The organism is Streptomyces sp. NPDC012794 (assembly GCF_042901085.1).
Classification (GTDB): domain Bacteria; phylum Actinomycetota; class Actinomycetes; order Streptomycetales; family Streptomycetaceae; genus Streptomyces.
This window is the reverse complement of the sequence record NZ_JBIBCI010000029.1, coordinates 24,086-48,512: the sequence shown is the minus strand read 5'-3', so window position 1 is coordinate 48,512 and position 24,427 is coordinate 24,086. Positions and strand designations below refer to the sequence as shown.

Below are 24,427 nucleotides of genomic sequence, written 5' to 3'. Positions count from 1 at the left end.
CGGTGAGTTCCTAGACAGCTCCCACCACACCGGAGGTCTTCGCCATGTTCAAGACCAGCCGAGTGTCAACAACGCTCGTGATCAATACAGCTAGGCCCCGGTCAGGAGGCGGGCGCGCAGCCGCGCCGTGGTGTCCGGGGTGATCCCGACGGCGTCGGTGAGGTACGCGGACGGGGAGCCGTACCGGGCGGTGAGGCCGGCGAGGACCAGGGACATCACGGTGGCGGGTGCCCTGCCGTACGAGGGCCAGCGCATGGTGCGTCCCGGGTGGGCGGCGTGCCAGTCGGCGGTGAGGCGCTCGGTGGCGAGCTCGGTGAGGGCGAAGTCGGCCAGGATCTGTTCCTCGGGCACGTCGAGGAGGGTCAGGACCAGGGCGGCGATCAGACCGGTGCGGTCCTTGCCGGAGGTGCAGTGGAAGACGGCGGGGCCCGGGCCGTCGGCGATGAGCCCGATGGCGCGGCCGATCTCGTCCACGCCGTCCTCGGCCACCTCCGCGAAGCGGTCGGCGAGGTAGCGCCAGGGGTCGAGGGCGGGGTCGATCTCGGCCTGGTCGTAGGGGCGGTGCTCGATGCTGAGGTTGGCGTACGTGAACCGCTCCGGCTCCGGTATCCGGCCCTTGGCCTCGATCTCCCACGGGTAGCGCAGGTCGATGACGGTCCGGACGCCGAGCCCGAGGAACCGGTCCCAGTCGGCGCCGTGGAGCTTGCCGAGGGAGTCGGCCCGGTAGAGGCGGCCCCAGGCCACGACCCGGCCGTCGGCCGAACGGTAGCCGCCCATGTCGCGGAAGTTGTGGAGGCGTTCGAAAGGGACGTGGCGGCGTTCCTCGTGGGCGGGCTCGCGGGTCAACAGGGGCTCCTGGGTGGGGTGGTGGGCCTGGTGCGGCCAGGATGCCTCAGTGATCACCGGGTTCCTCAGGTGCGGGGGAGGTGATCTCCCCCACCCCGTCCGTCCCGGCCGCGGTCCAGCCGCCGGGGAGGCCGAGGGGACGGGCGAGGGTGACACCGGTGAAGGTGACCCGCCCGTGGAAGCCGGGCGAGGGCGGTTGCCGGCTCGCGGGCCTGCGGTTCGGTGGTGGCGCGGGCCGCGGCGCGGGCCGCTTCGGCGGAGCCGGCGGTGGCCTCCGGCGCGGGACGGAACGCGGCGGCGAGGCCGGTGCCGTCGAGCAGGGACCGCAGCTCGTCGGGGGCTCCGGGTCCGGGACGGCTTCGGCGAGCCGGTGCACCAGCTCCGGTACCCGCTCCCCGGCGGGGCGTGAGCCGGGCATCGCGAAGGGACCGCCGCCTTCCTCCTCGCCCCAGCCGGCCTCGGCCAGGACCCGCAGCTCGCACAGCGGGTCGGCGGGCAGCAGCCCCCACTCGGCGGTCTCGCCGCCCCCGTCCGCCTCGACGGCCGTCCCGGGCACGGCCCGGGCACCGCCGGCTCCCGGCCCGGCGCCGAACCGCTCGCCCCAGAAGCAGGATTCGGCCTCCGCCCCGGGGAACCGGCCGGCGAGCCGCTCCCGCACCAGCCCGAACAGCGCGTCGCGCCGCGCCCGCACCCCCGTCCCGTGAACGAACGGAAACCGCATGTCCCGCACCGCCCCCCGTCGCACTCCCCCGCCGGGCACGATGGCGCCGAGCGCCCAAGCCGGCGCGCCGAACGGCCCGTTCGGCACACTGGGAGGTCTGGGCCGTGTGCGGCGGGCACGGGGCCGGAGGATCTCACGGAGCGCGCGGATGGATCTCAACTCGGTGGTCATCGCGGTGGCGGGCGTCGCCGGAACCCTGGGGGGCGCCCTGCTCACCCAACGGGGCTCCGAACGGGCCAGGCGCCGCGAGATAGAGCTCGTCCACGCCAAGGACGAGATCCGCGACAGCCGTTCGCTGCGGCGCGCCTGTTACGCGGAACTCAACCGGGACGCACGGCAGTTCACCACCGCGCTCAACCGCCATCTGCACGTCCTGGGCGAGCGCGGCGCGCAGGACGCCGACCGGGAGGCGCTCGAGGTGGCGAAGGACGCGCACCGCGACCGCTACTCGGAAGCCCAGATGATCGCCCCCGATGAGGTCCTCGCGACGGCGAGCGCCGTCAACCGGGCCCTGACCACGGTCTACGGCCAGGTCAAGCGCCTCGAACGGGGCGCTCCCGAAGCGGGCGAGACACTGGAGGCGGCGGCCCGCGCCCAGTACGAGATCTGGGACCTGCTGCGGACGATGCGGACCGCCATGCGCCGCGACCTCGGCGTGTCGGAGGACGGGTGAGGCCGCCGTCCCCCCGGTGCCGGCGGCCCCTTTTCCGGCCAGGGGGGACGGGCTCGTCTCAGAGCTTGCGTGCGAAGAGCAGCCCGTCCGCGACGGGGAGCAGGACGGACTCCACCCGGTCGTCGGCGCGGACGTGGGCGTTGAACTCGCGGACGGCCAGGCCGTTGCCCCGGGCCGCGGGGTCCGCCGCGTCACCGCCGAAGAGCGCGTTGTCGGCGAGGAGCAGTCCGCCCGGCCGTACCCGGGGGACCAGTTCCTCCCAGTAGTCCCGGTAGCCGCCCTTGTCGGCGTCCAGGAAGACGAGGTCGATGACCGGTTCGCCCGGCAGTGCGCGCAGGGTGTCCAGGGCGGGCGCGAGCCTCAGCTCGATCCGGTCGGCGAGCCCGGCGTCCTTCCAGGCCTCCTGCGCGATCCCGGTCCACTCCGGTGAGACGTCGCAGGTGAGGACCTGCCCGCCGGGGGCCAGCCCGGCGGCGAGGGCGAGGGTGGAGTAGCCGGTGAAGGTGCCGACCTCCACGATCCGGCGGGCGCCGACGAGCTTGGCGAGGAGGGTGAGCAGGACCCCCTGCTCGTGCGGGATCTGCATCACGGCCCGGTCGCCGAGGGCGCGCGTGCGCTCGACCAGCCGCCGCTGGACCTCGCTCTGGGGCTCCGCCTGGGCGAGCAGGTAGGCGTACACCTCGGGGGTGAGGGGGACCGTCTTCACGTCGTCGGGCTGCCTGTTCATGGCGTACGTCCTCTCGGTCAGGGGGGCGGGGCGGTCTGGGCGGGGAGGGGCTTGCCGAGGGGGCCGCGCGGGATGCGGTCCACGAGGCGTACCAGGCGGGGTTCGGCGCCGAGGCCGCGCGCGGTGGCCCGTACGCCGTCGGCCGTCAGGGGGCCGCCCCCGGCGACGAGCAGGTCGTACGCCTCCTCGCGCTGCGGGCCGGCGACGCGTACGCAGGCCACGTCGGCCCCGGGAAGGGCCGCGCGCAGCCGGGCGGCGATGGCGCCGAGGTCGTACCGGATGCCGTTGATCCGCACCAGCTGGGCGCGGCGGCCGAGGCGCAGGAACATCCGGTCGCCCAGGCGGCGGACGAGGTCGTCCATCTCGTGCCGGCCGGGCCGGCTGCCGTCGGGCAGGGCGGACAGGCGCGGGCCGGTCACGGTGAGGGGGCCTTCCGCGCCGGTGCTGGGCGCGGCGAAGGCGACGTCGTCGAGCAGGGTCCAGGGCCCGGCCGGGTCCCAGCCGGTGCGGTGGGCGACGGAGCCGGTCTCGGTGGAGCCGAGCAGCTCGATCAGGACGGCGCGGGGGTCGGCCCGGAACCGGTGCGCCTCCGGGGGGAGTTCGGCGGAGCTGTGCAGGAAGGTGAGCTGCTCGAAGGAGGCGGTCCAGCGGGGGTAGCGGGCCAGGGTCCGGAAGGTGGCGGGGATGGCGACGACGGCGATCCGCCGGGCGGTGACGGCCGGCGGCGGGCAGTCGGCGGCGGGCCAGAACCACACGGGCAGTCCGGTGACGGCGGGCAGCAGCACGGTGGCGCAGGCCCCGTAGGCGTGCCGGGGCGGGGCGGAGCTGACGATCGCCCCGGGGGCGTACGGGGCCAGCAGGCGGGCGGTCTGCTCGGCGTCGGCGCGCAGCCGGGCCCCGGAGAAGATCCGCCGCACGGGGTCGCCGGTGGCTTCGTCGGACGCCAGGAACGCGTAGTCGCGGCCGGTGAGCCGCTCGCGGGCGCGGGCGGCTTCGGCGGGGGCCAGCCGGTCCCAGGGCAGGTGCCACGGCCCGGGCGGCCCGTCGTCGGCGTCGGCGCCGATGCCGGGGCGCTCCCAGGGGGCGTCGGGGGGCAGGGCGGGGTACGGCGGTTCGAGGGACATGCGCTCGTCTCCCCCTGTGCGTTCGGGTGCCGGGACGGTGCGGGCGGTGCGGGGCGGCCGCGGCCCGGAGGCCCGCCGGCACACGAGCCCTCAGGGGCACAACGACGGGCCCGCCTGCGGGACACGGGTCTGGGGCACCTTTCGCGGCGGCGCCGCCCGGAAATCGTCACGGACGGCCCCCTATCCATCACCTGTGACATGTGAAATATTACCTCCGCTTCGACCCCCGGCACCCACGGACCACCCCCCACGCAGCCAACCCCCCGAAAGGGCCCCTCCGTTGCGCAGACTCGCCTCGGCGGGGGCGGCGATATCCCTCGCCGCCCTCGCCCTCCTGCCCGTCCCCGCCGCCCTGGCGGCCACCGCACCCCCGCCCGCCCCGCCGCACGCCGCCCACGGCGGCCAACAGGCCGCCTCCCCGCCCCTCGCCCCGCTGGAACTCCAGCGCCAGGCCCTGCGCCGACAGGCCCTGGAGGGCATCGCGGCCGGCGGCGCCGGCGGCGCCGCCGCCCGTACGGCCGGCCCCCTCCCCCGTACGGTGAAGATCGGCAACCAGTACGTCGAACTGGCCCGGCAGCGCCAGGACAAGGTCTTCGTCATCCTGGCCGAGTTCGGAGACCGGACCGACCCCCGCTTCGGCGGCACCCCCGGCCCCCTGCACAACACCATCGGCGCACCGGCCGCGGACGACAACCACACCCTCTGGCGCAAGGACTTCGACCGGGCCTTCTACCAGCGGCAGTTCTTCTCCGACCAGCCCGGCTCGGCGTCGATGCGCGCCTACTACAACCTCCAGTCCTCCGGCCGCTACGACATCGACGGCACGGTCACGGACTGGGTCAAGCTCCCCTACAACGAAGCCCGTTACGGCACGGACAACTGCACCGAGCCGGGCCAGTGCCGCACCAACTGGGACCTGGTGCGCGACTCCACGGCCGCCTGGTACGACGCCGAGCGCGCGAAGGGCCGTACACCGGCAGACATCAAGGCCGAGCTCGCCCCGTACGACGTGTGGGACCGCTACGACGCCGACCACGACGGGAACTTCGACGAACCGGACGGCTACCTCGACCACCTGGTCGTCGTCCACGCCGGCAAGGACCAGACCTGGGGCGGCGGCGCCCAGGGCAAGGACGCGATCTGGGCGCACCGCTGGTTCGCGTACTGGAACCAGGCCGGCAGCGCGGGCCCGGAGGGCAACAAGGCCGGCGGCACACCGGTCGGGGACACCGGCATCTGGGCCGGTGACTACCTCACGGGCGGCGAGAACAGCGGCGCCGGCCTCTTCTCCCACGAGTTCGGCCACGACCTCGGCCTGCCGGACCTCTACAGCTCGGACGGGGACAACAGCGTCAACTTCTGGTCGCTGATGTCCTCGGCCTCCTACCTGGGCAAGGGCCCCAACACCACCGGCATGTTCCCCGGCGACCTGGACCCGTGGAGCAAGCTCCAGCTGGGCTGGCTCGACTACACGGAGGCCGACGCCGGCCGCAGGACCCGCGCCACGCTGGGCGTCTCGGGCTACCGGACCGAGGACCCGCAGGCCCTCCTGGTGCACCTGCCGCCCTCCACCACCCGCACCGACCTCACCGACCCCTACGAGGGCACCCGCCAGTGGTGGAGCGGCACGGGCGACTTCATGGACAACACCCTGACCCGCCCGCTGGACCTCACCCCGGGCCCGGCCACCCTCACGGCCCGCCTCTGGTACGACCTGGAACAGGACTTCGACTTCCTCACGGCGGAGGCCTCCACCGACGGCGGCAGGACCTGGACCGCCCTGCCGGGCACGGTCAACGGCACCCCCGTCCCGCCGAAGGGAGTCTCCGGCACCTCAGCCGGCTGGACGGAGCTCTCGGTCCCCCTGGACCGGTTCGCCGGACAACACGTCCACCTCCGCCTCCGCGCGACCTCGGACAGCAACACCCACGGCCGCGGCGTCACCCTGGACGACATCCGCGTCACCCCGGCCGGCGGCGGCGACGCCCTCCTGCGGGACGGCGCGGAACAGGGCGACAACGGCTGGACCCCGGTCAAGTGGTCCCGTACGGAGGGCCGCACCGGCACGACCGACCACCCCCGCGCCTACTTCGTGGAGAACCGCCGCCACACGGGCTACGGCTCCCTCCTGAAGTCCGGGCCGTACAACTTCGGCTTCACGGGCGACAAGGTGGAGTTCTACCCGTACCAGCAGGGCGTGCTGATCTGGCTCTGGGACACGGCCTACAGCGACAACACCACCAAGGCGCACCCGGGCAACGGCCTCCTCCTCCCGGTGGACGCCCGCCCGGCCCCCCTCCGCTTCCAGGACGGCACCCTCCTCAACGCCCGCGCCCAGACCTTCGACGCCCCCTTCTCGACCCGCCCGACCGACCGCATCACCCTCCACAAGGCGGGCACCCCCCTGACCATCCCCTCCCGCCCGGGCGTCCGCGCCTTCGACGACCGCCACACCTCCTACTGGACCCCGGACCTCCCCCAACTCGGCGTCAAGGTCCCGGACACGGGCACCCGCATCGAGATCACCAAGGAAACCCCCACCCGCACCACCCTCCAGCTCACCCCTTCGTCCCCCTGACCCGCGGCGCAGGCGCGAGCCGCCCTGCCGGAACCTCCCGGCGGGGCGCTCGCGCTTCTTGGGTCCTGTGAGGACGGACACGTCGTCCCGGGGAACCCGGGGCGGGGGGACGGCGTTGGGGGTGGGGTGGTGGTGGCGAGGGGCGGGAGCGGGGTATGACGGGCAGGGTCGTGCGGGGCTGTGTGCTGGCCGGGGTCTGCTGTGCGCTGGTCGCCGCCGGGGTGGCGTTCGGGATCGGCCGGTTCGGGACCGTCGCCGACGGGGACGCCGACCGCGGGAGTTACGCCCAGGACCGGCGGCAGGCGGACGAGGCCGCCGCGAAGGCGCTGGAGACGCTCGTCGAGGGCGGCGGGGAGCGGCGGGCGCCGGCCGAGGCCGTGTGGCGGGTCTCCGAGCCGCTGCGGGCGCGGACCGCCGAGCCGGAGCCGGCGATCGGGGCGCTCTTCTCCCCCGGCCTGGACTGGGACGCCGAGCACCACTGTTCGGGGAGCGTCGTCCACTCGCCCGGCGGGGACCTCGTCGTCACCGCCGCGCACTGCGTGTACGCCGGCGGGTTCCGGACCAACCTGGCCTTCGTGCCCGGGTACGCGGAGGGGAAGGCGCCGTTCGGGGTGTGGGTGCCGACGCGCATCGACGTCGACCCGCGGTGGGTGCGGTCCGCGGACCCCGATTACGACGTGGCGTTCATCCGGGTGCGCCGGCCCGGGCATCCCGGGCAGCGGCTGGAGGACGTCACGGGGGCGCACGCCATCCGCTTCGGGCAGCAGCTGCCCGCCCCCGCCCGGCTGGTGGGCTACCCCAATGACGCCGAGCAGCCGCTGGGGTGCGCCAACACGGCCGTGGCCGCCGGATCCGCGCAGCTGCGGCTGGACTGCGCGGACGTGCCCAACGGCACCAGTGGCGGCCCCGTCCTGACCGGAGCGGACACCCTGATAGGGGTGATCGGCGGCCGCGATGGAGGCGGGGACGAGGTGACTTCGTACAGCAGTTACTTCGGGGACGGTGTGCGGGACCTGTACGAGCGGGCCGCGGGCGGTTAGGCCTCCTTGTGGTGCGGCGGGTAGTCCGCCGTGGTGCGGGGTGAGGTGGGCAGACGCCACTTCGACAGGACGCGGAGCATCGTGCCCGGGGCGAGGAGGGTGTTCGGCGGGGCGGAGAGGGAGAGTACGCCGAAGAAGGGCGCCGAGATCGCCGGGTCGGTGTTCGCGCCGGCCATGACGCGGGACATGTACGCCTGGAGGACGCGGGTCGCCCGGTCGGGCGGCGGGCCCTCGGTACCCGGGTAGCGCAGGTCCTCGCTGGTGGCGATCTGCCAGGCGACGTTGGCGGCGGTGACGGTGTGCCGCTGGACGCGCCGGGCCTGCGCCGGGATCTGCGCGGCGCTGAGGCCCTTGACGGCGTCGCCCAGGGCCTGGGCGGTGATGGCGGCGACCGTCATGCCGTGCCCGTAGACCGGGTTGAAGCGGCAGGCCGCGTCGCCGACGACCAGGAGGCCCTCGGGCCAGCGGTCCATGCGCTCGTAGTGGCGCCATTCGTTGGCGGTGGCCCGGAAGCCGGCGGGCGGGCCCAGCGGCTCGGCGTCGCGGATGGCGTCGTAGAGGGCGGGGCTGCGCAGGCTGCGGGCGAAGCCGAGGAACTCGGGGTCCTTGGTGGGCGGGGCGTGCTCGCCGTTGCCGATCAGGGTGACCAGCCAGCGGTCCCCTTCCAGCGGCACCAGCACTCCCCCGCGCGGGCTGTGCGGGCGGCCCTGTACGTACATCCCGTGCCAGCGGCGCTCCGGACTGTCCCGGGCGGCCTTCGGGATGGCGTACGGGCGGCTGGAGTAGCCGAGGTGGGAGTCGTAGCGGGTGACCGCCGGGGCCGGGTAGCCGAGGGCGGCCAGCCAGGCGGGGGCCTTGGAGGTGCGGCCGGTGGCGTCGACCACGAGCGCGGCGGTGAGGCGGCCGCCGTCGCGCAGGGTCACGCCGGTCACGGAGCGGCCGTCCGCCCCGCCGACCAGTCCCGTGGCGTGGCAGCCGCCCAGCATCCGGATCCGGCCGTCGCGCAGCACGGCCCGGCGCAGGGTCCAGTCGAGGAGTTCGCGGCTGCCGATCAGCATTCCCGCCCCGGGCACGGGCTGGAACCAGTCGGCGGGGCTCAGCCACAGGAAGTCGCGCGGCGACTCCAGCAGCGCGGCGCCGGCCCCCATCAGCTCGGCGGTGGTGCCGGGCAGCAGTTGCTCCATCAGCTCGACGCCCCGCGCCCACAGCACGTGCGCGTGCCGGGACTGCGGCAGGCCGGGGCGGAACTCCGGGCCGTGCGGCGACAGTTCGTCCCGCTCGACGACGGTGACGCGGGCGAACCGCCCCGCCAGGACCCGTGCCGTCAGCAGCCCTGCCAGGCCGGCCCCGAGGACCACGGCGTGGTCCCCGGGGGATTCTGAGTGGTTGTCCGGAGTGTCGTCCATGGGACGAGTGTCCGGCCGCCGGGACGGCGGGGGTCAGGCCCGGGCCGGGGCGGACGGTTGCGTACCGGGGCGTGGCGGGGGCGCGGACGGGGTGGACGGGGGCGCGGACGGAGCGGACTGGGGCGCGGACGGCGCGCGCCCGGGGCAGTACGTCACCCCGTCGCGGGGCGGAGGGAGCAGGGCGCGCGCTGCGGATTGTCGGCTTGCGGCCGCGCGCGGGCACCGCCGGTTGCGCCCGGGGCGCGGCGCGCACGGCGCGCGGCGTGAACGGAGCGCGGCGTGAACGGAGCGCGGCGTGAACGGAGCGCCGTCAGCGCGGGAGGGACGCGTACGAGACCCCCGTGAGCTTCTCGGAGACCACCCACAGCCGTGCGCCGGAGGCGTCGTCGAGGGTCCACTTGGCCCGCCAGGAGCGTACGGGCGCCCCGCGCCAGCCGAGCCTCGGCCCGTAGAACCCGTCCTGTTCCACCCCGGGCGCGGTGGCCGCGTAGAGGGTGGGCAGCGCGCCGGAGGAGGCGGGCTGCGCGAGGACCGCGTTGCCGAGGGCCATGACGCGGGAGGTGAAGGTGCGGCGGCCTGCTGGGCGGGAGGCTCCGGCCTGGAGGTTCGTGGAGGCGTAGCCGGGGTGCGCGGCGACCGCGGTGATCGTCGCGCCGGCGGCGGTGAAGCGGCGGGCCAGTTCGTGGGTGAACAGCAGGTTGGCGGTCTTGGAGCGGCCGTAGGCGGTCCAGCGGCGGTAGGAGGCCTCTCCCCGAAGGGGGTCGAGGTCGTCGAGGTCGATGTCGGCCAGGGCGTGGAAGCCGCTGGAGACGTTGACGATGCGGGCTCCGGGCGCGGCCGCCCGCAGCCTCGGCAGCAGCAGGCCGGTCAGGGCGAAGTGCCCGAGGTGGTTGACGCCGAACTGCGTCTCGAAGCCGTCGGCGGTGCGCCCGTACGGCAGGGCCATCACCCCGGCGTTGTTGACCAGGAGGTCGAGGGCGCCGTGGCGCCGGGCGTACTGCCGCGCGAACTCCCTCACCGAGCCCAGGTCCGCGAGGTCCAGGTCCGCCGGCTCGACCTCGGCGCCCGGGACTTCCGCGCGGATCCGGGCGGCCGCTCCGCGCCCGCGCGCGGCACTGCGGCAGGCCAGCACCACGACCGCCCCGCGCCGTGCGAGTTCGCGGGCGGTGACGTACCCGATCCCGCTGTTGGCCCCGGTCACGACGGCTTTGCGGCCGCTCTGATCGGGTATGCGCGTGGCGTCCCAGCCGGTCACGACGACTCCCTCGACGGTTCCTGCACGCCCCTTCCCGGCCACCCTACTCAGGCCCGCGGCACGCGCCGTGGGCGCACCCCGCCCACGGCGCGTTCCTCAGCGGAGCGGGCCGGCGCCGCGGCCGGGCTCCGGGTCCGCCCGGCCCGTCGCCGCCGCCACGAGCACGTCCCCGGCCGCGACCCGGCTGTAGAGCACCGTGCGACCCGTGCGCCGGCGCAGGACCAGCCCCGCCGCCAGCAGCACCTTCAGCTGCCCGGCCACCGCGCCCAGGCTGAGCCCGGTCAGCGCCACCAGCTGCGTCGTGGACTTCGGGCTCGCCAGCAGCACCAGCACCCGCGCCCGTACCGGGCCCAGCAGCCGTACGAGGGCCTGCGGCGCGGCGGGCCCGGGACCCGGCTGGGTGAGCTGGCCCGCGCAGGGGTACACGAGCGCGTGCCGGTACGTACCGGTCCAGGCGACCCACCCGTGGGCATGGGTCACCGGTACGAAGACCAGCCCGGCCTCCCCCGACAGCTCGCGCGGCCGCCGCTGCTGGAGGTTGACGCGCAGCCGCCCCCCGCCCAGCCAGGCCATGCCGGGCCGCATCCCCGACAGGGCGGCGGCCCAGCCGCCCTGGCCTAGCTGGGCGGTGCGCACCAGGACGTCCGCCTCAGCGATCCGGCGGCGCCGCTCCCAGTCGGGGCGTACGGCCTCCTCCCAGACCCACTCCAGCAGTTCGGCCGTCCTGGGGCCGAGGCCGCGCGCCCGGTCGAGGCCCTCGGGGAGCCGGCCGGTGGCGGCGCGCAGGTCGGTGCGGACGACCGCGTCGGGGGCGGCGCGGACGGGAGCGAGCTCCTCGGCGAAGGCACGGCCGTCCTGGTGGGCCGGCGGGGTCAGGTACCCGGCGATCCACTGCCGGCCGAGGGCGGAGCGCACCAGGGCGGCGGTGAGGGGCTCGGCGGCCAGGTGGGCGCGGTAGTGCGGGAGCCGGTCCGCGAGCCAGGCCCGCTCGGCGGGGTGGGCGGGGGTGCGGCGTTCCAGGGCCATGAGGGCGGCGGTGGTCTCGGCGAGGGGGGACACCAGGAACCGGCTGCGCGCGAGCGCGTCGGCATCGATCCGCCACCACCCCATACCGCCCCGCCCCTCCCGCCCCAGCCGGGCCGCGGATCCCTCCGGCGGCACTGCAAGGATCATGCCGCACCCCTGGCCGGGGGTGGGGCGCCTCGACTACTCGCTCTCCCGGTGGTTCATGAACCAGTGGGTGTCGAAGTAGCGGGCCATCGTGAACGGGTGGTGCGGGTCGAGGAGGATGCGACAGACGAACTCCGCGGCCGAACAGTCGAAGGGGACGACCTGGCCGTCGAAGGTCCGGACCGCGACGGGCCAGCGGTCGGGGTCGCCGTCGTCGGTCCGCCAGCAGTACAGGTCCTCGTGCTCGGTACCCGCCCAGATGAGCAGGCCGTCCTCCCTGAGGTCGGTCCACGGCTCCTGGTTCAGGTTCAGGTAGGCGTCGAAGGCGCCTTCCCCGAACGTCTCCACCATGCGCGTGTAGTCCCCGGGAAGGCGCGTGCCCAGGCGCGCCTCGGCCTGCTCCCAGTCGATGTCCGGCCGTCGCGGGGGCGGTGTCCAGCCGGTGATGCCGATGAGCCGCTCGACCCAGTCCTCGCCCTGGTCGAGCGCCGCCACAGGCGCCTTGACCCGCGGCGCCTGCGTCTGCGACCGCGACTGCGTCTGCCGTGGCGCGGTCGCCAGCACCGGCCGGGCGACGCCTTCCGCGTCCCGCGCGGTCCCGGCGCCGATCCACCGGTCCCCGTACGCCCATGCGCGTATCGTCACGGCCCGCCCTTCGAGCAGGGCGAGGAGAGCCGCACCGCAGGACTCGTCCACGGTCGGGTCCCTGAAGCCGTCCAGGACAAGGGTGCGCGGGGCCCCGTGGCGATCGGCCATCAACTCGACCAGCCTGTGCGGGTCGATGTCCAGAGGCAGGTGCAGAGACCCGCCCGGGGCGGCGAGCCGGGCCAGCAGGTCGTTGAGCGTCGATTGCGTGAGGTCCATGGCGGAAAGTGAAGCGCACCGCTCGGACAGCCGACCCGCACGCAGACGCATCTGACGTCATCGGGGCGGTGGGACACCACAGGCAGCGGAAGCCGCAGCCGCGACCGCCGCGGCGAGCTTTCGCGTCGGGGCGAAACTCTGGGTGATGCCGGGTTCCGGTCGGAGACTCCCCGCATGCCACGCAGTTACCGCTCCCTCGTCGTGCGTACGCCCGAGTTCGTCCCCTTCTTCCTCGCCGCCGCCCTGCGCGTCGGGGCCTCCACCACCGGTGGGCTCGCCCTGGGGGTGCTGGTCTACGGCCGGACCCGCAGCCCGCTGCTCTCCGCCCTCGCCATGTTCGGGCCCTCCCTCGCCCAGGTGCTCGGCGCGACCCTGCTCATGGCCGCCGCCGACCGGCTGCCCCCGCGGGCCGCGCTCGCGGGGCTCGCCGCGCTCGCCGCCGCCGGGAGCGGGCTGCTCGCCGCCCCCGGCCTGCCCTTGTGGGCGGTGTTCGCGGTGCTGCTCGGGCAGGGGATCGCCGACTCCCTCGCGGGCGGGGTCCGTTACGGGCTGCTCACCGAGATCCTGCCGCCCGGCGACTACCTCCTCGGCCGCTCCCTCCTCGCCGTCGCCGCCGGTGTCACGCAGGTCGTCGGCTTCGCCGCCGGCGGGGTGCTGCTCGGCGCGCTGTCCCCGCACGGGGTGCTGCTGGTGTCGGCGGCGCTCGGGCTGGCCGCCGCGCTCACGGTCCGCTTCGGACTGCGCCGGCGCGCGCCCCGGGCCGGGGGCAGGCCGTCCCCCGCCGAGACCCGGCGCGTCAACAGACTGCTGCTGTCCGATCCCGCCCGCCGGACGCTGTACCTCGCCCTCTGGGTGCCCAACGGGCTCATCGTGGGCTGCGAGTCGCTCTTCGTCCCGTACGACCCCGCGCACGCCGGGCTGCTCTTCGGCTGCGCCGCCGCCGGGATGCTCCTCGGCGACACCGTCGCGGGCCGGTGGCTGCCGGAGCGGCTGCGGATCCGGCTGGCGGCACCGCTGCGCCTGCTGCTCGCGCTCCCGTACCTGGTCTTCGTCCTGGAGCCCGGTCCCCTCGTGGCGACGGCCGCCGTGACCCTGGCCTCCACCGGCTACGCGGCCGGGCTGCTGATGCAGGAGCGCCTCGTGCCGCTGCTGCCCGAAGGGACCCAGGGGCAGGCCCTCGGGCTGCACTCGGCGGGGATGCTCACGATGCAGGGGGTCTGCGCGGCGCTCGCCGGGGCGGTCGCCCAGTACACCTCCCCGGCGGTCGCCATCACCGTGCTGGCGGCCGCGTCCGTCGCGGTCACCCTGGCACTGGAGCCGGGCCTGCGCCCCGATAGGCTGCGGGTCCATCCGCCGCATTCCCCTTCTCCCGTTCCCCGAGGTACCGCGCAGTGAGCTCCGCAGCACCCCCCATACCGGTGACGGTCGTCGGCCTCGGCGCCGACGGCTGGGCCGGGCTCACCGCCGGCGCGCGGTCCGCGCTGGCCTCGGCTGAGGTGCTGATCGGCGGTCCCCGGCAGCTGGACCTGCTGCCCGGGGCGGACTGCGCCGGACTGCGGGTCTCCTGGCCGAGCCCGCTGCGCCCGGCCGTGCCGAAGCTGATGGCCGAGCACGCGGGGCGCCGCATCGCCGTACTGGCCAGCGGGGACCCGATGTTCTACGGGATCGGCCGCGCACTGTCCGAGGAGCTGGGCCCAGACGCCCTGCGGGTCCACCCGCACCCCTCGTCCGTGTCGTACGCGTGCGCCCGCCTGGGCTGGCCGGTGGAGGACACCGAGGTGGTGACCGTCGTCGGCCGCCCGGTGGCCCGGCTGGCGGCCGCGCTGCACGAGGGCCGGCGGGTACTGGTGCTCAGCGCCGGAGCGGCGACCCCGGACGAGATCGCCGCTCTGCTGCGGGAGCGGGGCTTCGGCCCGAGCCGGATGCGGGTCCTCGAACAGCTCGGCTCCGAGCGCGAGGACGCGTACGAGGGCACCGCGGACGACTGGGACCACGCGCCCGGCGACCCCCTGAACGTGGTCGCCGTGGACTGCCGCCGGGACCCCGGCGCCCGGGTGCCCCGGCTCGGCGCGACCCCCGGCCTGCCCGACGCCGCGTACGAGCACGACGGCCAGCTGACCAAGCGCCACGTGCGCGCCGCGACCCTGTGCGCGCTGGCCCCCGCCCCCGGCGAGCTGCTGTGGGACATCGGCGGCGGCTCCGGGTCGATCGGCATCGAGTGGATGCGTACGCACCCGTCCTGCCGCGCGGTGACGGTCGAGCGCGTGCCGGAGCGGGCCGGGCGCATCGCCCGCAACGCCGCCGCGCTCGGCGTCCCCGCCCTGCGCGTGGTCGTCGGCGCGGCCCCGGCGGCCCTGGACGGGCTCCCGGAGCCCGACGCGGTGTTCATCGGCGGCGGGCTGACCGCCCCGGGCCTGCTGGACGCGGCCTGGGCGGCGCTGGCGCCCGGCGGCCGGCTGGTGGTCAACACGGTCACCCTGGAGTCGGAGGCGGTCCTCGCCGAACGCCACCGGCGGCACGGCGGCGAGCTGGTGAAGCTGGCCGTGTCGCACGCCGTGCCGGTCGGCGGTTTCACGGGCTGGCGGCAGGCGATGCCGGTCACGCAGTGGTCGGTCACCAAGCCGCCCGCGCCCACCCCCGGGACCGCGCCCACCGCGCCCACCCCCGGGACCGCGTCCGCGACGACGGCCCCCTCCCCCGCGAAGACACAAGGAGATCCGCAATGACCGTGTACTTCATCGGCGCGGGCCCCGGCGCCGCCGACCTGATCACGGTGCGGGGTGCCCGGACCCTGGCCGCCGCGCCCGTCTGCCTCTACGCGGGCAGCCTGGTCCCGCGCGAACTGCTCGCCGAATGCCCGCCGGGCGCCCGGCTGGTCGACACCTCGCGGCTGAACCTGGACGAGATCATCGCCGAGTGCGTACGGGCCCACGCGGCGGGCCTCGACGTGGCGCGCCTGCACTCGGGCGACCCGTCCATCTTCAGCGCGGTCGCCGAACAGATGCGGCGCCTCGACGCGGCCGGCATCCCGTACGAGGTCGTCCCGGGCGTGCCGGCCTTCGCCGCGGCGGCGGCCGCCCTGAAGCGGGAGCTGACCGTCCCCACCGTCGGCCAGACCGTGATCCTGACCCGGATCGCCCAGCAGGCCACGCCGATGCCGCCCGGCGAGGACCTGGCGACGCTCGGCCGCAGTGGTGCGCTGCTGGTGCTGCACCTGGCCACCCGCTACGTCGACCGTGTCGTGGACGAACTGCTGCCGCACTACGGGGCCGAGTGCCCGGTGGCGGTGGTGGCGATGGCCAGCCGCCCCGACGAGCTGATCCTGCGCGGCACCCTGTCCGACATCGCGGCGCAGGTGAAGGCGGCGGGACTGGTGCGCACCGCCGTCATCGTGGTGGGCCGGACGCTGGGCGCCGAGCAGTTCCGGGACAGCCACCTGTACTCGCCCGAGCGCGACCGGCATGTCTGCTGAGCGGGCGCCGGCGCGGCACGTCCTGATCCTGGGCGGTACGACGGAGGCCCGCCGGCTGGCGGAGGAGCTGGCGCGCGAGACCTCGTACCGGGTGACGACCTCGCTCGCGGGCCGGGTCTCCTCGCCGGTGCTGCCGCCGGGCGAGACCCGGATCGGCGGCTTCGGCGGGGTGGCGGGGCTGGCCGGCTGGATCGCCGGGCACGGCGTCACGCACGTCGTCGACGCGACGCACCCGTTCGCGGAGCGGATGAGCTTCCACGCGTCCGGGGCGGAGGCGCTCACGGGTGTCCCGCTGCTGGCGCTGCGACGTCCGGGCTGGACGCCGGGGCCGGGGGACGACTGGACGTTCGCGGACTCCCTCGCCGACGCGGCCGCCGTGCTGCCCCGGCTCGGTGCGCGGGTGTTCCTGACCACGGGCCGGATGGGCCTGCACGTTTTCGCGCACCTCACCGACACCTGGTTCCTGGTGCGTTCGGTGGATCCCCCGGCCGCCCCGGTGCCGCCGCGCCTGGAAGTACTGCTGGCGCGGGGCCCGTTCGGGCTGGCCGAGGAGCGCGAGCTGCTGGCCCGGCACCGGATCGACGTGCTGGTCACCAAGGACAGCGGCGGCGACGCGACGTCCCCCAAGCTCACCGCCGCGCGCGAGGCGGGGATCCCGGTGCTGGTCGTGCGCCGGCCCGCGGTCCCGGAGCACGTGGAGCAGGCCGGTTCGGTGGAGGCGGTCATGGACTGGCTCCGCCAGGACTGAGACCGGACCCATGCCGGGGCCGGACCCGCCGCCGGGACCGGACCCGTCCGTGAGGCCGGACCGGCCCTGAGGCCGCAGACCCACCGCCGGGGCCGGACCCGGCCCTGAGGCCGGGCCGCCCGCCCCGGCCCGGCTACCGGATCACGGGTAGCGGCGCGGGGTCCACGTCACGCGGGAGCCGTCGGGCCGCTGCGTGACCTGCGTCTGTGAGGACCCGATCAGCAGGATCGTGCGCATGTCCACCTCGGACGGCTCCAGTTCGGCCAGCGTCACGACGCGCACCGACTGCTCCGGGCCGCCCACGTCCCGCGCGACCACCACCGGGGTCTGCGGCGCGCGCAGCTCCAGCAGCAGTTCGCGGGCCTGGGCCACCTGCCACGTCCGGCTGCGCGAGCCCGGGTTGTACAGCGCGAGGACCAGGTCGGCGGCGGCGGCCGCGCGCAGCCGTTCCGCGATGACCTCCCACGGCTTGAGCCGGTCGGAGAGCGAGATGGTGGCGTAGTCGTGGCCGAGCGGGGCGCCGGCCGCGGCGGCGGCCGCGTTGGCGGCGGTCACCCCCGGCAGCACCCGCACGGGCACGTCCGCGTACTCGGGCTGCCCGGCCACCTCCAGGACGGCGGTGGCCATGGCGAAGACCCCGGGGTCGCCGCCGGAGACGACGGCCACGCGCTTGCCGCGCCGGGCGAGGTCGAGGGCGAACTCGGCCCGCTCCGACTCCACCTTGTTGTCCGAGCCGTGCCGGATCTGGCCCGGCTTGACCGGCACCCGGTCCAGGTAGGTCGTGTACCCGACGAGCACCTCCGCGTCGGCCAGCGCCCGCCTGGTCTGCGGGGTCAGCCACAACGGCCCGGCGGGGCCGGTGCCGACGACCGCGACCTCGCCGGGGCCCCCGGGGACACTGCCCGGGTTCCCGATCCGGCTGGGCACGACGGCGACGGCGAAGTACGGGACGCTGTCCGGGTCGGTGTCCGCCAGGACCCCGACCCGCTCCCCCTCCATCGTCGCGCGCTCGACGTAGCGGGCCTCGGCGAGCCGGCCGGCGGCCTCCATCGCCCGCCGGACGGCGGGGAAGGTACGGCCGAGCTTCATCACGACCGCAGAGTCCGTGGCGGCGAGGCGCGCGGTGAGCTCCTCCTCGGGCAGGGTGCCGGGCAGGATCGTCAGCACCTCCTCGCCCTCCACGAGCGGGGTGCCGAGGCGGGCGGCGGCGGCGCTGACGGAGGTGACGCCGGGGATCACCTCGGCCTCGTACCGGTCCGCGAGGCGCTTGTGCATGTGCATGTACGAGCCGTAGAAGAGGGGGTCGCCCTCCGCGAGCACGGCGACGGTGCGGCCCGCGTCCAGGTGCGCGGCGAGGCGGGCGGCGGAGGTCTCGTAGAACTCCTCCATCGCGCCCTGGTAGCCGCCGGGGTGGTCGGTGGTCTCGGTGGTGACCGGGTAGACCAGCGGTTCCTCGACGTGGTCGGAGCGCAGGTGCTTCGCGGCGATGGAGCGGGCGATGGAACGGCCGTGGCGGGCGCTGTGGTAGGCGACGACGTCCGCCTCCGCGATGACCTCGACGGCCCGCAGCGTCATCAGGGAGGGGTCGCCGGGGCCGAGGCCGACTCCGTACAGCTTGCCCTTCGTCACGTCCGCGCCGCCGTTCACGGCGCTCTGACGGCCGCTCATTCTTCCTCGCTCGCGATCGCGTTGACCGCGGCGGCGGCGATGGCGCTGCCGCCGCGCCGGCCGCGCACGATGAGGTGGTCGAGGGCCGAGGGGTGGGCGGCGAGGGCGTCCTTGGACTCGGCGGCGCCGATGAAACCGACCGGTACGCCGATGACGGCGGCCGGGCGGGGGGCGCCTTCCTCGATCATCTCCAGCAGCCGGAAGAGTGCGGTCGGCGCGTTGCCGACGGCGATCACGGAGTTCTCCAGCAGGCCCCGCTCCCGCCAGACTTCGAGCGCGGCGGCGCTGCGCGTGGTGCCCATCTTCGCGGCGAGCGCGGGCACGGCCGGGTCGGAGAGGGTGCAGATGACCTCGTTGCCGGCGGGCAGCCGCTTGCGGGTGACGCCGCTGGCGACCATCTGTACGTCGCACAGGACCGGCGCGCCGGCGTGCAGCGCGGCGCGGGCGCGCAGGACGACGTCGGCGGTGTAGCCGAGGTCCTGGGGGAGGTCGGTCATGCCGCAGGCGTGAATCATGCGCACCGCGACCTGGGCGACGGAGGCGGGCAGCCCGGAGAGGTCCGCCTCGGCGCGGATCGTGGCAAAGGACTGGCGGTAGATCGCGGCGCCGTCCTTCTCGTACTCAAACACGGTGTACTCGCTCATTTCTTCACTGCGATGCGGGTGTTGTGGTGGTGCGTGCGGCCGTGAGGGCGGCCGCCAGGTGTGCGTACGGGGTGGGCCGCCCGTCGAGCGCGTAGCCGTCGGGGGTGGCGACCAGGTCCACCCAGGCGGTGCCGCGGGGGTGGCCGCACCGGCGGGCGCAGCCGGACCAGTGCACGGGCAGCGCGGGCGCCGTTTCCGTTTCCTTGACGACTTCCTTTACGACGGCACGCGCGTCGGCGCGTACGTCCGCCAGGGACTTGGCGCATCCGGGCTTGCCGGTACAGGCGGTGACGGACTGCCAGGGGCTGTCGGGGCGGACCACCAGGCCGGCCGCCTCGAGCCGTGCGCAGCCGCCGGCGGGGACGGGGGTCCCGGTGTCCGGCAGGACGACACTGCGCCACGGGGTGACGCGCAGCTCCCGGCCGCCGGCTTCGGCGACCTCGGCCAGGGTCCGCCACTGGGCGGAGCTCAGCCGGCCGAGCGGGGGCAGGACGCACAGCGCGCCCCCGGCCCCCCGCGGCCGGGGCGGTTCCGCGCAGGGCCACGCCACCTCGGGGACGCGGGCCGCGTCGATCCCGGCGGCGGCCAGTCGCGCGGCGAACTCCCCGCCGTCCAGGTCGTGTCCGTCAGGCAGCTCGGCGACCCGCCAGGCCCGGGTGCCGGCGGCGTCGGCGGCGTCGAGGAAGTACTCGGCGGCCAGCAGCGCCGCCCGGGGCGCGTCGGCCGGGGCCACGCGGACGGCGTCGGCGGCGGCTCCGAGCCGGACCAGCACCCGGCGCCCGCCGTCGCCACTGCCCCCGTCACGGTCGCCACCGTCCCCGCCCTCCCCGTCACCGCCGCCCCCCAGCACCGTGACATCGGGGTCGAGGGCGGCGACGTCCCCGCGCCCGTCGTCAACGGCGAAGAGGAACCGCCCGGACAGGGCCGTCGCCCGGGTGCTCGCGCAGAGCAGCCGGTCCAGTTCCCGGACCCGGTACGCGACGCGGGGGCCGCCCATCGGGGAGGCCACGATGTTGCGCACCCGCTCGTGGCTCGGCGCGGGCAGCAGCCCGGCACCGTCCAGCAGCCGGGCGAGCCGGGTGCCGCAGCCGTCGGAGAGGCCGCGCAGCTGGACGTTGCCGCGCGAGGTGAGCTCCAGGTGCCCGTCGCCGAACCGGTCGGCGGCGGCCCCGAGCACGAACGCCTGGGCGGTGGTGAGCAGTCCCCCGGGGATCCGGACGCGCGCCAGGTAGCCGTCGTCGGCGGCGTGCAGCCGCAGCGCGCCGGGGCAGGCGTCGCCGCGGTCGCGTATGACGGGTTCGTCCCGTGACGCGGCGGAGGGGGGCTGGGGCATGGCCGCGAGCATACCCACGATTGCGCGGCCCCGGCCTGTGTCCGTCGCCACCCCGGCCCGGGCCGCCTCCCGCCGCGCCGGGCCGGGAGGCGGCGCCGCCCGCGTGCGGGGCGCGGGGTCCGGGGCGGGGCCGCGGCGACGGGGCGGCCCCGATCCCACCCCCACTCCCGGCCAGGGGAAAGGCCGCCTAAGATGACCTTCCGACGGGCCGCTCGGCCCGTCATCGCCGAGGACGGCGACATGGGAGGAAGCCCGGTGCGATTCCGGCGCGGTCCCGCCACTGTGAACCCCGCGGAGCGATCGGCCGGGTGAGTCAGGAACTCCCGCTGTCCTCACTGCCCGGGGCGCGGAAACCCCGAGGAAGGCCTGCCGCCGCATGATCCTGCTGCTGTCGACGTCCGACACCGATCTGCTCAGCGCCCGCGCCGCGAACGTCGCCGGCGGCCCCGTGCCGTACCGGTTCGCGAACCCCTCCCGCCTTCCCCTCGACGATCTCCCCGGACTGCTCGACGGCGTCGGGCTGGTCGTCGTACGCCTCCTCGGCGGCCTGCGCGCCTGGCAGGAGGGCCTGGACGTGCTCCTCGCCCCCGGCCAGACCCGCCCGGTGGTCGTGCTGACCGGCGAACAGGCCCCCGACGCCCAGCTGATGGAGGCCTCCACGGTCCCGATCGGCATCGCCGCCGAGGCGCACCGCTACCTCGCGCACGGCGGCCCGGCCAACCTCGGCCAGCTGGCGCGCTTCCTCTCCGACACCGTGCTGCTCACCGGCCACGGCTTCGAGCCCGCCGCCGCCTCCCCCACCTGGGGTCCCCTGGACCGGCCCGCCGGCACGGCCACCGGGCCCCGGGTCGCGGTGCTGTACTACCGCGCCCACCAGATGAGCGGCAACACCGCCTTCGTGCACGCCCTCTGCGACGCCATCGAGGCCAAGGGCGGGCAGCCCGTTCCCCTCTACGTCTCCTCCCTGCGCTCCCCCGAGCCGGAGCTGCTCCAGGCGCTGGAGCCGGCGGACGCGATCATCACCACCGTGCTCGCCGCCGGCGGCACCCGCCCCGCCACCGCCTCCGCCGGCGGGGACGACGAGTCCTGGGACGCGGGGGCGCTGGCCGGGCTCGGCGTGCCGATCCTCCAGGCGCTGTGTCTGACCGGTTCGCGCGGCAACTGGGAGGAGAACGACGAGGGCCTGTCTCCGCTCGACGCCGCCACCCAGGTCGCCGTCCCCGAGTTCGACGGCCGTCTGATCACCGTCCCGTTCTCCTTCAAGGAGATCGACGAGGACGGCCTGCCCGCGTACGTCGCCGACCCGGAGCGGGCCGCCCGCGTCGCCGGCATCGCCGTGCGCCACGCCCGGTTGCGCCACATCGAGCCCGCCGACAAGCGGATCGCGCTCGTCCTGTCCGCGTACCCCACCAAGCACTCCCGCATCGGCAACGCGGTCGGCCTGGACACCCCGGCCAGCGCCGTCGAGCTCCTGCGCACCCTCATCGCCCACGGCTACGACTTCGGCCCCGAGGCCGAGATCCCCGGCCTGGTCTCCGGCGACGGCGACGAGCTGATCCGGGCCCTGATCGAGGCCGGCGGCCACGACCAGGACTGGCTGACCGAGGAGCAGCTGGCCCGCAACCCGGTCCGCATCCCGGCGGCCGACTACCGGCGCTGGTTCGCCGAACTCCCGGCCGAGCTGCGCGAGAGCGTCGAGGAGCACTGGGGCGAGGCCCCCGGCAACATGTTCGTGGACCGCTCCTCGAACCCGGACGGCGACATCGTCCTCGCCGCGCTCCGCCGCGGGAACCTGCTGATCCTCATCCAGCCGCCGCGCGGCTTCGGCGAGAACCCGATCGCGATCTACCACGACCCGGACCTGCCGCCCTCGCACCACTACCTGGCGGCGTACCGCTGGATCCAGGCGGCCGCCGAGGACGGCGGCTTCGGCGCCGACGCGATGATCCACCTGGGCAAGCACGGCAACCTGGAGTGGCTGCCGGGCAAGAACGCCGGCCTCTCCGCGTCCTGCGCGCCGGACGCGGCGCTCGGCGACCTCCCGCTCGTCTACCCGTTCCTGGTGAACGACCCGGGCGAGGGCACGCAGGCCAAGCGCCGCGTGCACGCCACCCTGGTCGACCACCTCGTGCCGCCGATGGCCCGCGCGGAATCGTACGGCGACATCGCGCGCCTGGAGCAGCACCTGGACGAGTACGCCCAGATCAGCGCCATGGACCCGTCCAAGCTCCCGGCGATCCGCGCCCAGATCTGGACGCTGATCCAGGCCGCGAAGCTCGACCACGACCTGGGCCTCGACGAGCGTCCGGACGACGACGGGTTCGACGACTTCCTGCTGCACGTCGACGGCTGGCTGTGCGAGGTCAAGGACGCCCAGATCCGCGACGGCCTGCACGTCCTCGGCGGCGCCCCGACGGGGCCGGCCCGGGTCAACCTGGTGCTGTCCATCCTCCGTGCCCGCCAGATCTGGGGCGGCGCCTCCGCCCTGCCGGGCCTGCGCGAGGCCCTCGGCCTCGACGAGTCGGCGGCCACCCGCACGGCGGCGGACGAGGTCGAGGAAACCGCCCGCACCCTGGTCCAGGCCATGGAAGACGCCGGCTGGTCCCCCGACGCGGTCGCCACCGTCGCGGCGGGCCGTCCGCGGGCCGTCGCGGACATCCTCGCCTTCGCCGCGCACGAGGTGGTCCCCCGCCTGGCCGGCACCACGGACGAGATCGCCCACGTCGTGCGGGCCCTGGACGGCGGCTTCGTCCCGGCGGGCCCGTCGGGTTCGCCGCTGCGCGGCCTGGTCAACGTCCTCCCGACCGGCCGCAACTTCTACTCGGTCGACCCCAAGGCCGTCCCGTCCCGGCTGGCGTGGGAGACGGGCCAGGCCCTCGCGGACTCCCTGCTGACCCGCTACCGCACCGACCACGACGAGGAGTGGCCGGCCTCGGTCGGCCTGTCGCTGTGGGGCACGAGCGCGATGCGCACGGCGGGCGACGACGTGGCCGAGGCCCTCGCCCTCCTCGGCGTCCGCCCCGTCTGGGACGAGGCCTCGCGCCGCGTCACCGGCGTCGAGGCGATCCCCCTCGCGGAGCTGGGCCGCCCTCGCATCGACGTGACGCTGCGCATCTCGGGCTTCTTCCGGGACGCGTTCCCGCACGTCATCGGCCTCCTGGACGACGCGGTCCGGCTGGCGGCCTCCCTGGACGAGCCGGCCTCGGACAACTTCGTCCGGGCCCACGCCCAGGCCGACCTCGCCGCCCACGGTGACGAACGCAAGGCCACCACCCGCATCTTCGGCTCGCGCCCGGGCACGTACGGGGCCGGCATCCTCCAGCTGATCGACTCCCGGGACTGGCGTACGGACGCCGACCTGGCGGAGGTCTACACGGTCTGGGGCGGCTACGCCTACGGCCGCGGCCTGGAGGGCCGCCCGGCCCGCACCGAGATGGAGACGGCGTACAAGCGGATCACGGTGGCCGCGAAGAACACCGACACCCGCGAGCACGACATCGCGGACTCCGACGACTACTTCCAGTACCACGGCGGCATGGTGGCCACCGTCCGCGCCCTGCGCGGCACGGCCCCCGAGGCGTACATCGGCGACTCCACCCGCCCGGAAACGGTCAAGACCCGCACGCTCGTCGAGGAGACCTCCCGCGTCTTCCGGGCCCGCGTCGTGAACCCCAAGTGGATCGAGGCGATGCGCCGCCACGGCTACAAGGGCGCCTTCGAACTGGCGGCGACGGTCGACTACCTCTTCGGCTACGACGCCACGACGGGCGTGGTGGCGGACTGGATGTACGACAAGCTCACGGAGACGTACGTCCTGGACCCGGAGAACCGCGCCTTCCTGGAGGAGGCCAACCCCTGGGCCCTCCACGGCATCGCGGAACGCCTCCTGGAGGCCGAGTCCCGCGGCATGTGGGAGAAGCCGGACCCGCAGGTCCTCGAAGCCCTGCGCCAGGTCTACCTCGACACGGAGGGTGACCTGGAGGGCGAGTCCGACTGACCGCCGCCTGTACGCAGACGGCCCGGCCTCCCGCGGAGGCCGGGCCGTCGCGCGTCCGCCGCCCGTCAGGCCCACGCGCCCCGAACTGCCCCGCCGTCACCTGAAGCGGTGAACTCCGGCCCGTCCGGGCGACGCCGGGGGCGGGGCGGTGCTCATCTCGT

At 75.5% G+C, this 24,427-nt stretch carries 19 protein-coding genes and 1 riboswitch; of the genes, 8 read left to right on the top strand and 11 right to left on the bottom strand.

The window, feature by feature from the left end; translation table 11 throughout:
- Positions 1-90: 90 nt before the first annotated feature.
- Both ACFY7H_RS31875 and ACFY7H_RS31870 read right to left on the bottom strand, forming a co-directional pair.
- Complete coding sequence (locus ACFY7H_RS31875) at positions 91-846, bottom strand: tyrosine-protein phosphatase (protein WP_388945462.1); 756 nt, start codon at positions 844-846, stop codon at positions 91-93.
- Between the two features lie 46 nt (positions 847-892).
- The gene (locus tag ACFY7H_RS31870; RefSeq protein WP_388945451.1) at positions 893-1,567 is read right to left on the bottom strand and encodes a hypothetical protein; all 675 of its coding nucleotides are present in this window, start codon (positions 1,565-1,567) and stop codon (positions 893-895) included.
- A gap of 148 nt (positions 1,568-1,715) precedes the next feature.
- On the opposite strand from ACFY7H_RS31870, the gene ACFY7H_RS31865 reads away from it, so the two are divergent.
- The gene (locus ACFY7H_RS31865; RefSeq protein WP_388945448.1) at positions 1,716-2,240 is read left to right on the top strand and encodes a hypothetical protein; all 525 of its coding nucleotides are present in this window, start codon (positions 1,716-1,718) and stop codon (positions 2,238-2,240) included.
- 58 nt (positions 2,241-2,298) lie between these two features.
- On the opposite strand, the gene ACFY7H_RS31860 is transcribed toward ACFY7H_RS31865, so the two are convergent.
- Together ACFY7H_RS31860 and ACFY7H_RS31855 are read right to left on the bottom strand one after the other, a co-directional pair.
- On the bottom strand, positions 2,299-2,967 hold the full coding sequence (locus ACFY7H_RS31860) for an O-methyltransferase (protein ID WP_388945446.1): 669 nt from the start codon (positions 2,965-2,967) through the stop codon (positions 2,299-2,301).
- A 17-nt stretch (positions 2,968-2,984) separates the two neighbouring features.
- Positions 2,985-4,091, bottom strand: a complete 1,107-nt coding sequence (locus ACFY7H_RS31855; protein ID WP_388945444.1) for a hypothetical protein — start codon at positions 4,089-4,091, stop codon at positions 2,985-2,987.
- 280 nt (positions 4,092-4,371) lie between these two features.
- On the opposite strand from ACFY7H_RS31855, the gene ACFY7H_RS31850 reads away from it, so the two are divergent.
- Together ACFY7H_RS31850 and ACFY7H_RS31845 are read left to right on the top strand one after the other, a co-directional pair.
- Positions 4,372-6,669 carry an immune inhibitor A domain-containing protein gene (locus ACFY7H_RS31850; RefSeq protein ID WP_388945441.1) on the top strand — a complete coding sequence of 766 codons (2,298 nt, stop codon included), beginning with the start codon at positions 4,372-4,374 and terminating at the stop codon, positions 6,667-6,669.
- 155 nt (positions 6,670-6,824) lie between these two features.
- Positions 6,825-7,709, top strand: a complete 885-nt coding sequence (locus ACFY7H_RS31845; RefSeq protein ID WP_388945438.1) for a trypsin-like serine peptidase — start codon at positions 6,825-6,827, stop codon at positions 7,707-7,709.
- On the opposite strand, the gene ACFY7H_RS31840 is transcribed toward ACFY7H_RS31845, so the two are convergent.
- The 4 genes from ACFY7H_RS31840 to ACFY7H_RS31825 form a co-directional block, all read right to left on the bottom strand.
- A complete protein-coding gene (locus ACFY7H_RS31840; protein ID WP_388945435.1) occupies positions 7,706-9,115 on the bottom strand; it encodes an FAD-dependent oxidoreductase in 1,410 nt (469 codons plus the stop codon). The two genes, ACFY7H_RS31845 and ACFY7H_RS31840, sit on opposite strands and share 4 nt — an antisense overlap.
- 310 nt (positions 9,116-9,425) lie before the next feature.
- Complete coding sequence (locus ACFY7H_RS31835; protein ID WP_388945432.1) at positions 9,426-10,370, bottom strand: oxidoreductase; 945 nt, start codon at positions 10,368-10,370, stop codon at positions 9,426-9,428.
- A 96-nt stretch (positions 10,371-10,466) separates the two neighbouring features.
- Positions 10,467-11,543: a transcriptional regulator gene (locus ACFY7H_RS31830; protein ID WP_388945429.1), complete on the bottom strand. Its 1,077-nt coding sequence runs from the start codon at positions 11,541-11,543 to the stop codon at positions 10,467-10,469.
- 33 nt (positions 11,544-11,576) lie between these two features.
- Positions 11,577-12,404, bottom strand: a complete 828-nt coding sequence (locus ACFY7H_RS31825; protein ID WP_388945427.1) for an SMI1/KNR4 family protein — start codon at positions 12,402-12,404, stop codon at positions 11,577-11,579.
- A 174-nt stretch (positions 12,405-12,578) separates the two neighbouring features.
- Between ACFY7H_RS31825 and ACFY7H_RS31820 the strand changes: the two genes are divergently transcribed.
- From ACFY7H_RS31820 to ACFY7H_RS31805, 4 genes are read left to right on the top strand one after another with little or no spacing between them, the layout of a single operon-like run.
- On the top strand, positions 12,579-13,799 hold the full coding sequence (locus ACFY7H_RS31820) for an MFS transporter (RefSeq protein WP_388945424.1): 1,221 nt from the start codon (positions 12,579-12,581) through the stop codon (positions 13,797-13,799).
- On the top strand, positions 13,796-15,130 hold the full coding sequence (gene cbiE / locus ACFY7H_RS31815; protein WP_388945422.1) for a precorrin-6y C5,15-methyltransferase (decarboxylating) subunit CbiE: 1,335 nt from the start codon (positions 13,796-13,798) through the stop codon (positions 15,128-15,130). The genes ACFY7H_RS31820 and cbiE overlap by 4 nt, the downstream gene beginning before the upstream one ends.
- Positions 15,127-15,876, top strand: coding sequence for a precorrin-4 C(11)-methyltransferase (gene cobM / locus ACFY7H_RS31810; protein WP_388945420.1), 750 nt, complete (start codon positions 15,127-15,129; stop codon positions 15,874-15,876). The genes cbiE and cobM overlap by 4 nt, the downstream gene beginning before the upstream one ends.
- Positions 15,866-16,624, top strand: coding sequence for a cobalt-precorrin-6A reductase (locus ACFY7H_RS31805; protein WP_388945417.1), 759 nt, complete (start codon positions 15,866-15,868; stop codon positions 16,622-16,624). The genes cobM and ACFY7H_RS31805 overlap by 11 nt, the downstream gene beginning before the upstream one ends.
- Before the next feature lie 141 nt (positions 16,625-16,765).
- On the opposite strand, the gene ACFY7H_RS31800 is transcribed toward ACFY7H_RS31805, so the two are convergent.
- The 3 genes from ACFY7H_RS31800 to ACFY7H_RS31790 are packed head-to-tail and all read right to left on the bottom strand — an operon-like array spanning position 16,766 to position 20,281.
- A complete protein-coding gene (locus tag ACFY7H_RS31800) occupies positions 16,766-18,292 on the bottom strand; it encodes a precorrin-2 C(20)-methyltransferase (RefSeq protein ID WP_388945413.1) in 1,527 nt (508 codons plus the stop codon).
- Positions 18,289-18,936, bottom strand: a complete 648-nt coding sequence (locus ACFY7H_RS31795; RefSeq protein WP_388945410.1) for a precorrin-8X methylmutase — start codon at positions 18,934-18,936, stop codon at positions 18,289-18,291. Before ACFY7H_RS31795 ends, ACFY7H_RS31800 begins: the two co-directional genes overlap by 4 nt.
- Before the next feature lie 4 nt (positions 18,937-18,940).
- A complete protein-coding gene (locus ACFY7H_RS31790) occupies positions 18,941-20,281 on the bottom strand; it encodes a cobalamin biosynthesis protein CobG (protein ID WP_388945408.1) in 1,341 nt (446 codons plus the stop codon).
- 174 nt (positions 20,282-20,455) lie between these two features.
- Positions 20,456-20,613, top strand: a riboswitch (cobalamin riboswitch).
- Between the two features lie 32 nt (positions 20,614-20,645).
- Here ACFY7H_RS31790 and cobN point away from each other — a divergent pair.
- On the top strand, positions 20,646-24,266 hold the full coding sequence (gene cobN / locus ACFY7H_RS31785; RefSeq protein WP_388945405.1) for a cobaltochelatase subunit CobN: 3,621 nt from the start codon (positions 20,646-20,648) through the stop codon (positions 24,264-24,266).
- The last annotated feature ends 161 nt before the right edge of the window (positions 24,267-24,427 follow it).

Bases quoted from the DNA above. Each gene is read 5' to 3' on its own strand.
- ACFY7H_RS31870 (WP_388945451.1), bottom strand. From the start codon at position 1,567: ATGCGGTTTCCGTTCGTTCACGGGACGGGGGTGCGGGCGCGGCGCGAC.
- ACFY7H_RS31865 (WP_388945448.1), top strand. From the start codon at position 1,716: ATGGATCTCAACTCGGTGGTCATCGCGGTGGCGGGCGTCGCCGGAACC.
- ACFY7H_RS31860 (WP_388945446.1), bottom strand. From the start codon at position 2,967: ATGAACAGGCAGCCCGACGACGTGAAGACGGTCCCCCTCACCCCCGAG.
- ACFY7H_RS31855 (WP_388945444.1), bottom strand. From the start codon at position 4,091: ATGTCCCTCGAACCGCCGTACCCCGCCCTGCCCCCCGACGCCCCCTGG.
- ACFY7H_RS31845 (WP_388945438.1), top strand. From the start codon at position 6,825: ATGACGGGCAGGGTCGTGCGGGGCTGTGTGCTGGCCGGGGTCTGCTGT.
- ACFY7H_RS31840 (WP_388945435.1), bottom strand. From the start codon at position 9,115: ATGGACGACACTCCGGACAACCACTCAGAATCCCCCGGGGACCACGCC.
- ACFY7H_RS31830 (WP_388945429.1), bottom strand. From the start codon at position 11,543: ATGATCCTTGCAGTGCCGCCGGAGGGATCCGCGGCCCGGCTGGGGCGG.
- ACFY7H_RS31825 (WP_388945427.1), bottom strand. From the start codon at position 12,404: ATGGACCTCACGCAATCGACGCTCAACGACCTGCTGGCCCGGCTCGCC.
- ACFY7H_RS31820 (WP_388945424.1), top strand. From the start codon at position 12,579: ATGCCACGCAGTTACCGCTCCCTCGTCGTGCGTACGCCCGAGTTCGTC.
- cobM (WP_388945420.1), top strand. From the start codon at position 15,127: ATGACCGTGTACTTCATCGGCGCGGGCCCCGGCGCCGCCGACCTGATC.
- ACFY7H_RS31805 (WP_388945417.1), top strand. From the start codon at position 15,866: ATGTCTGCTGAGCGGGCGCCGGCGCGGCACGTCCTGATCCTGGGCGGT.
- ACFY7H_RS31800 (WP_388945413.1), bottom strand. From the start codon at position 18,292: ATGAGCGGCCGTCAGAGCGCCGTGAACGGCGGCGCGGACGTGACGAAG.
- ACFY7H_RS31795 (WP_388945410.1), bottom strand. From the start codon at position 18,936: ATGAGCGAGTACACCGTGTTTGAGTACGAGAAGGACGGCGCCGCGATC.
- ACFY7H_RS31790 (WP_388945408.1), bottom strand. From the start codon at position 20,281: ATGCTCGCGGCCATGCCCCAGCCCCCCTCCGCCGCGTCACGGGACGAA.
- cobN (WP_388945405.1), top strand. From the start codon at position 20,646: ATGATCCTGCTGCTGTCGACGTCCGACACCGATCTGCTCAGCGCCCGC.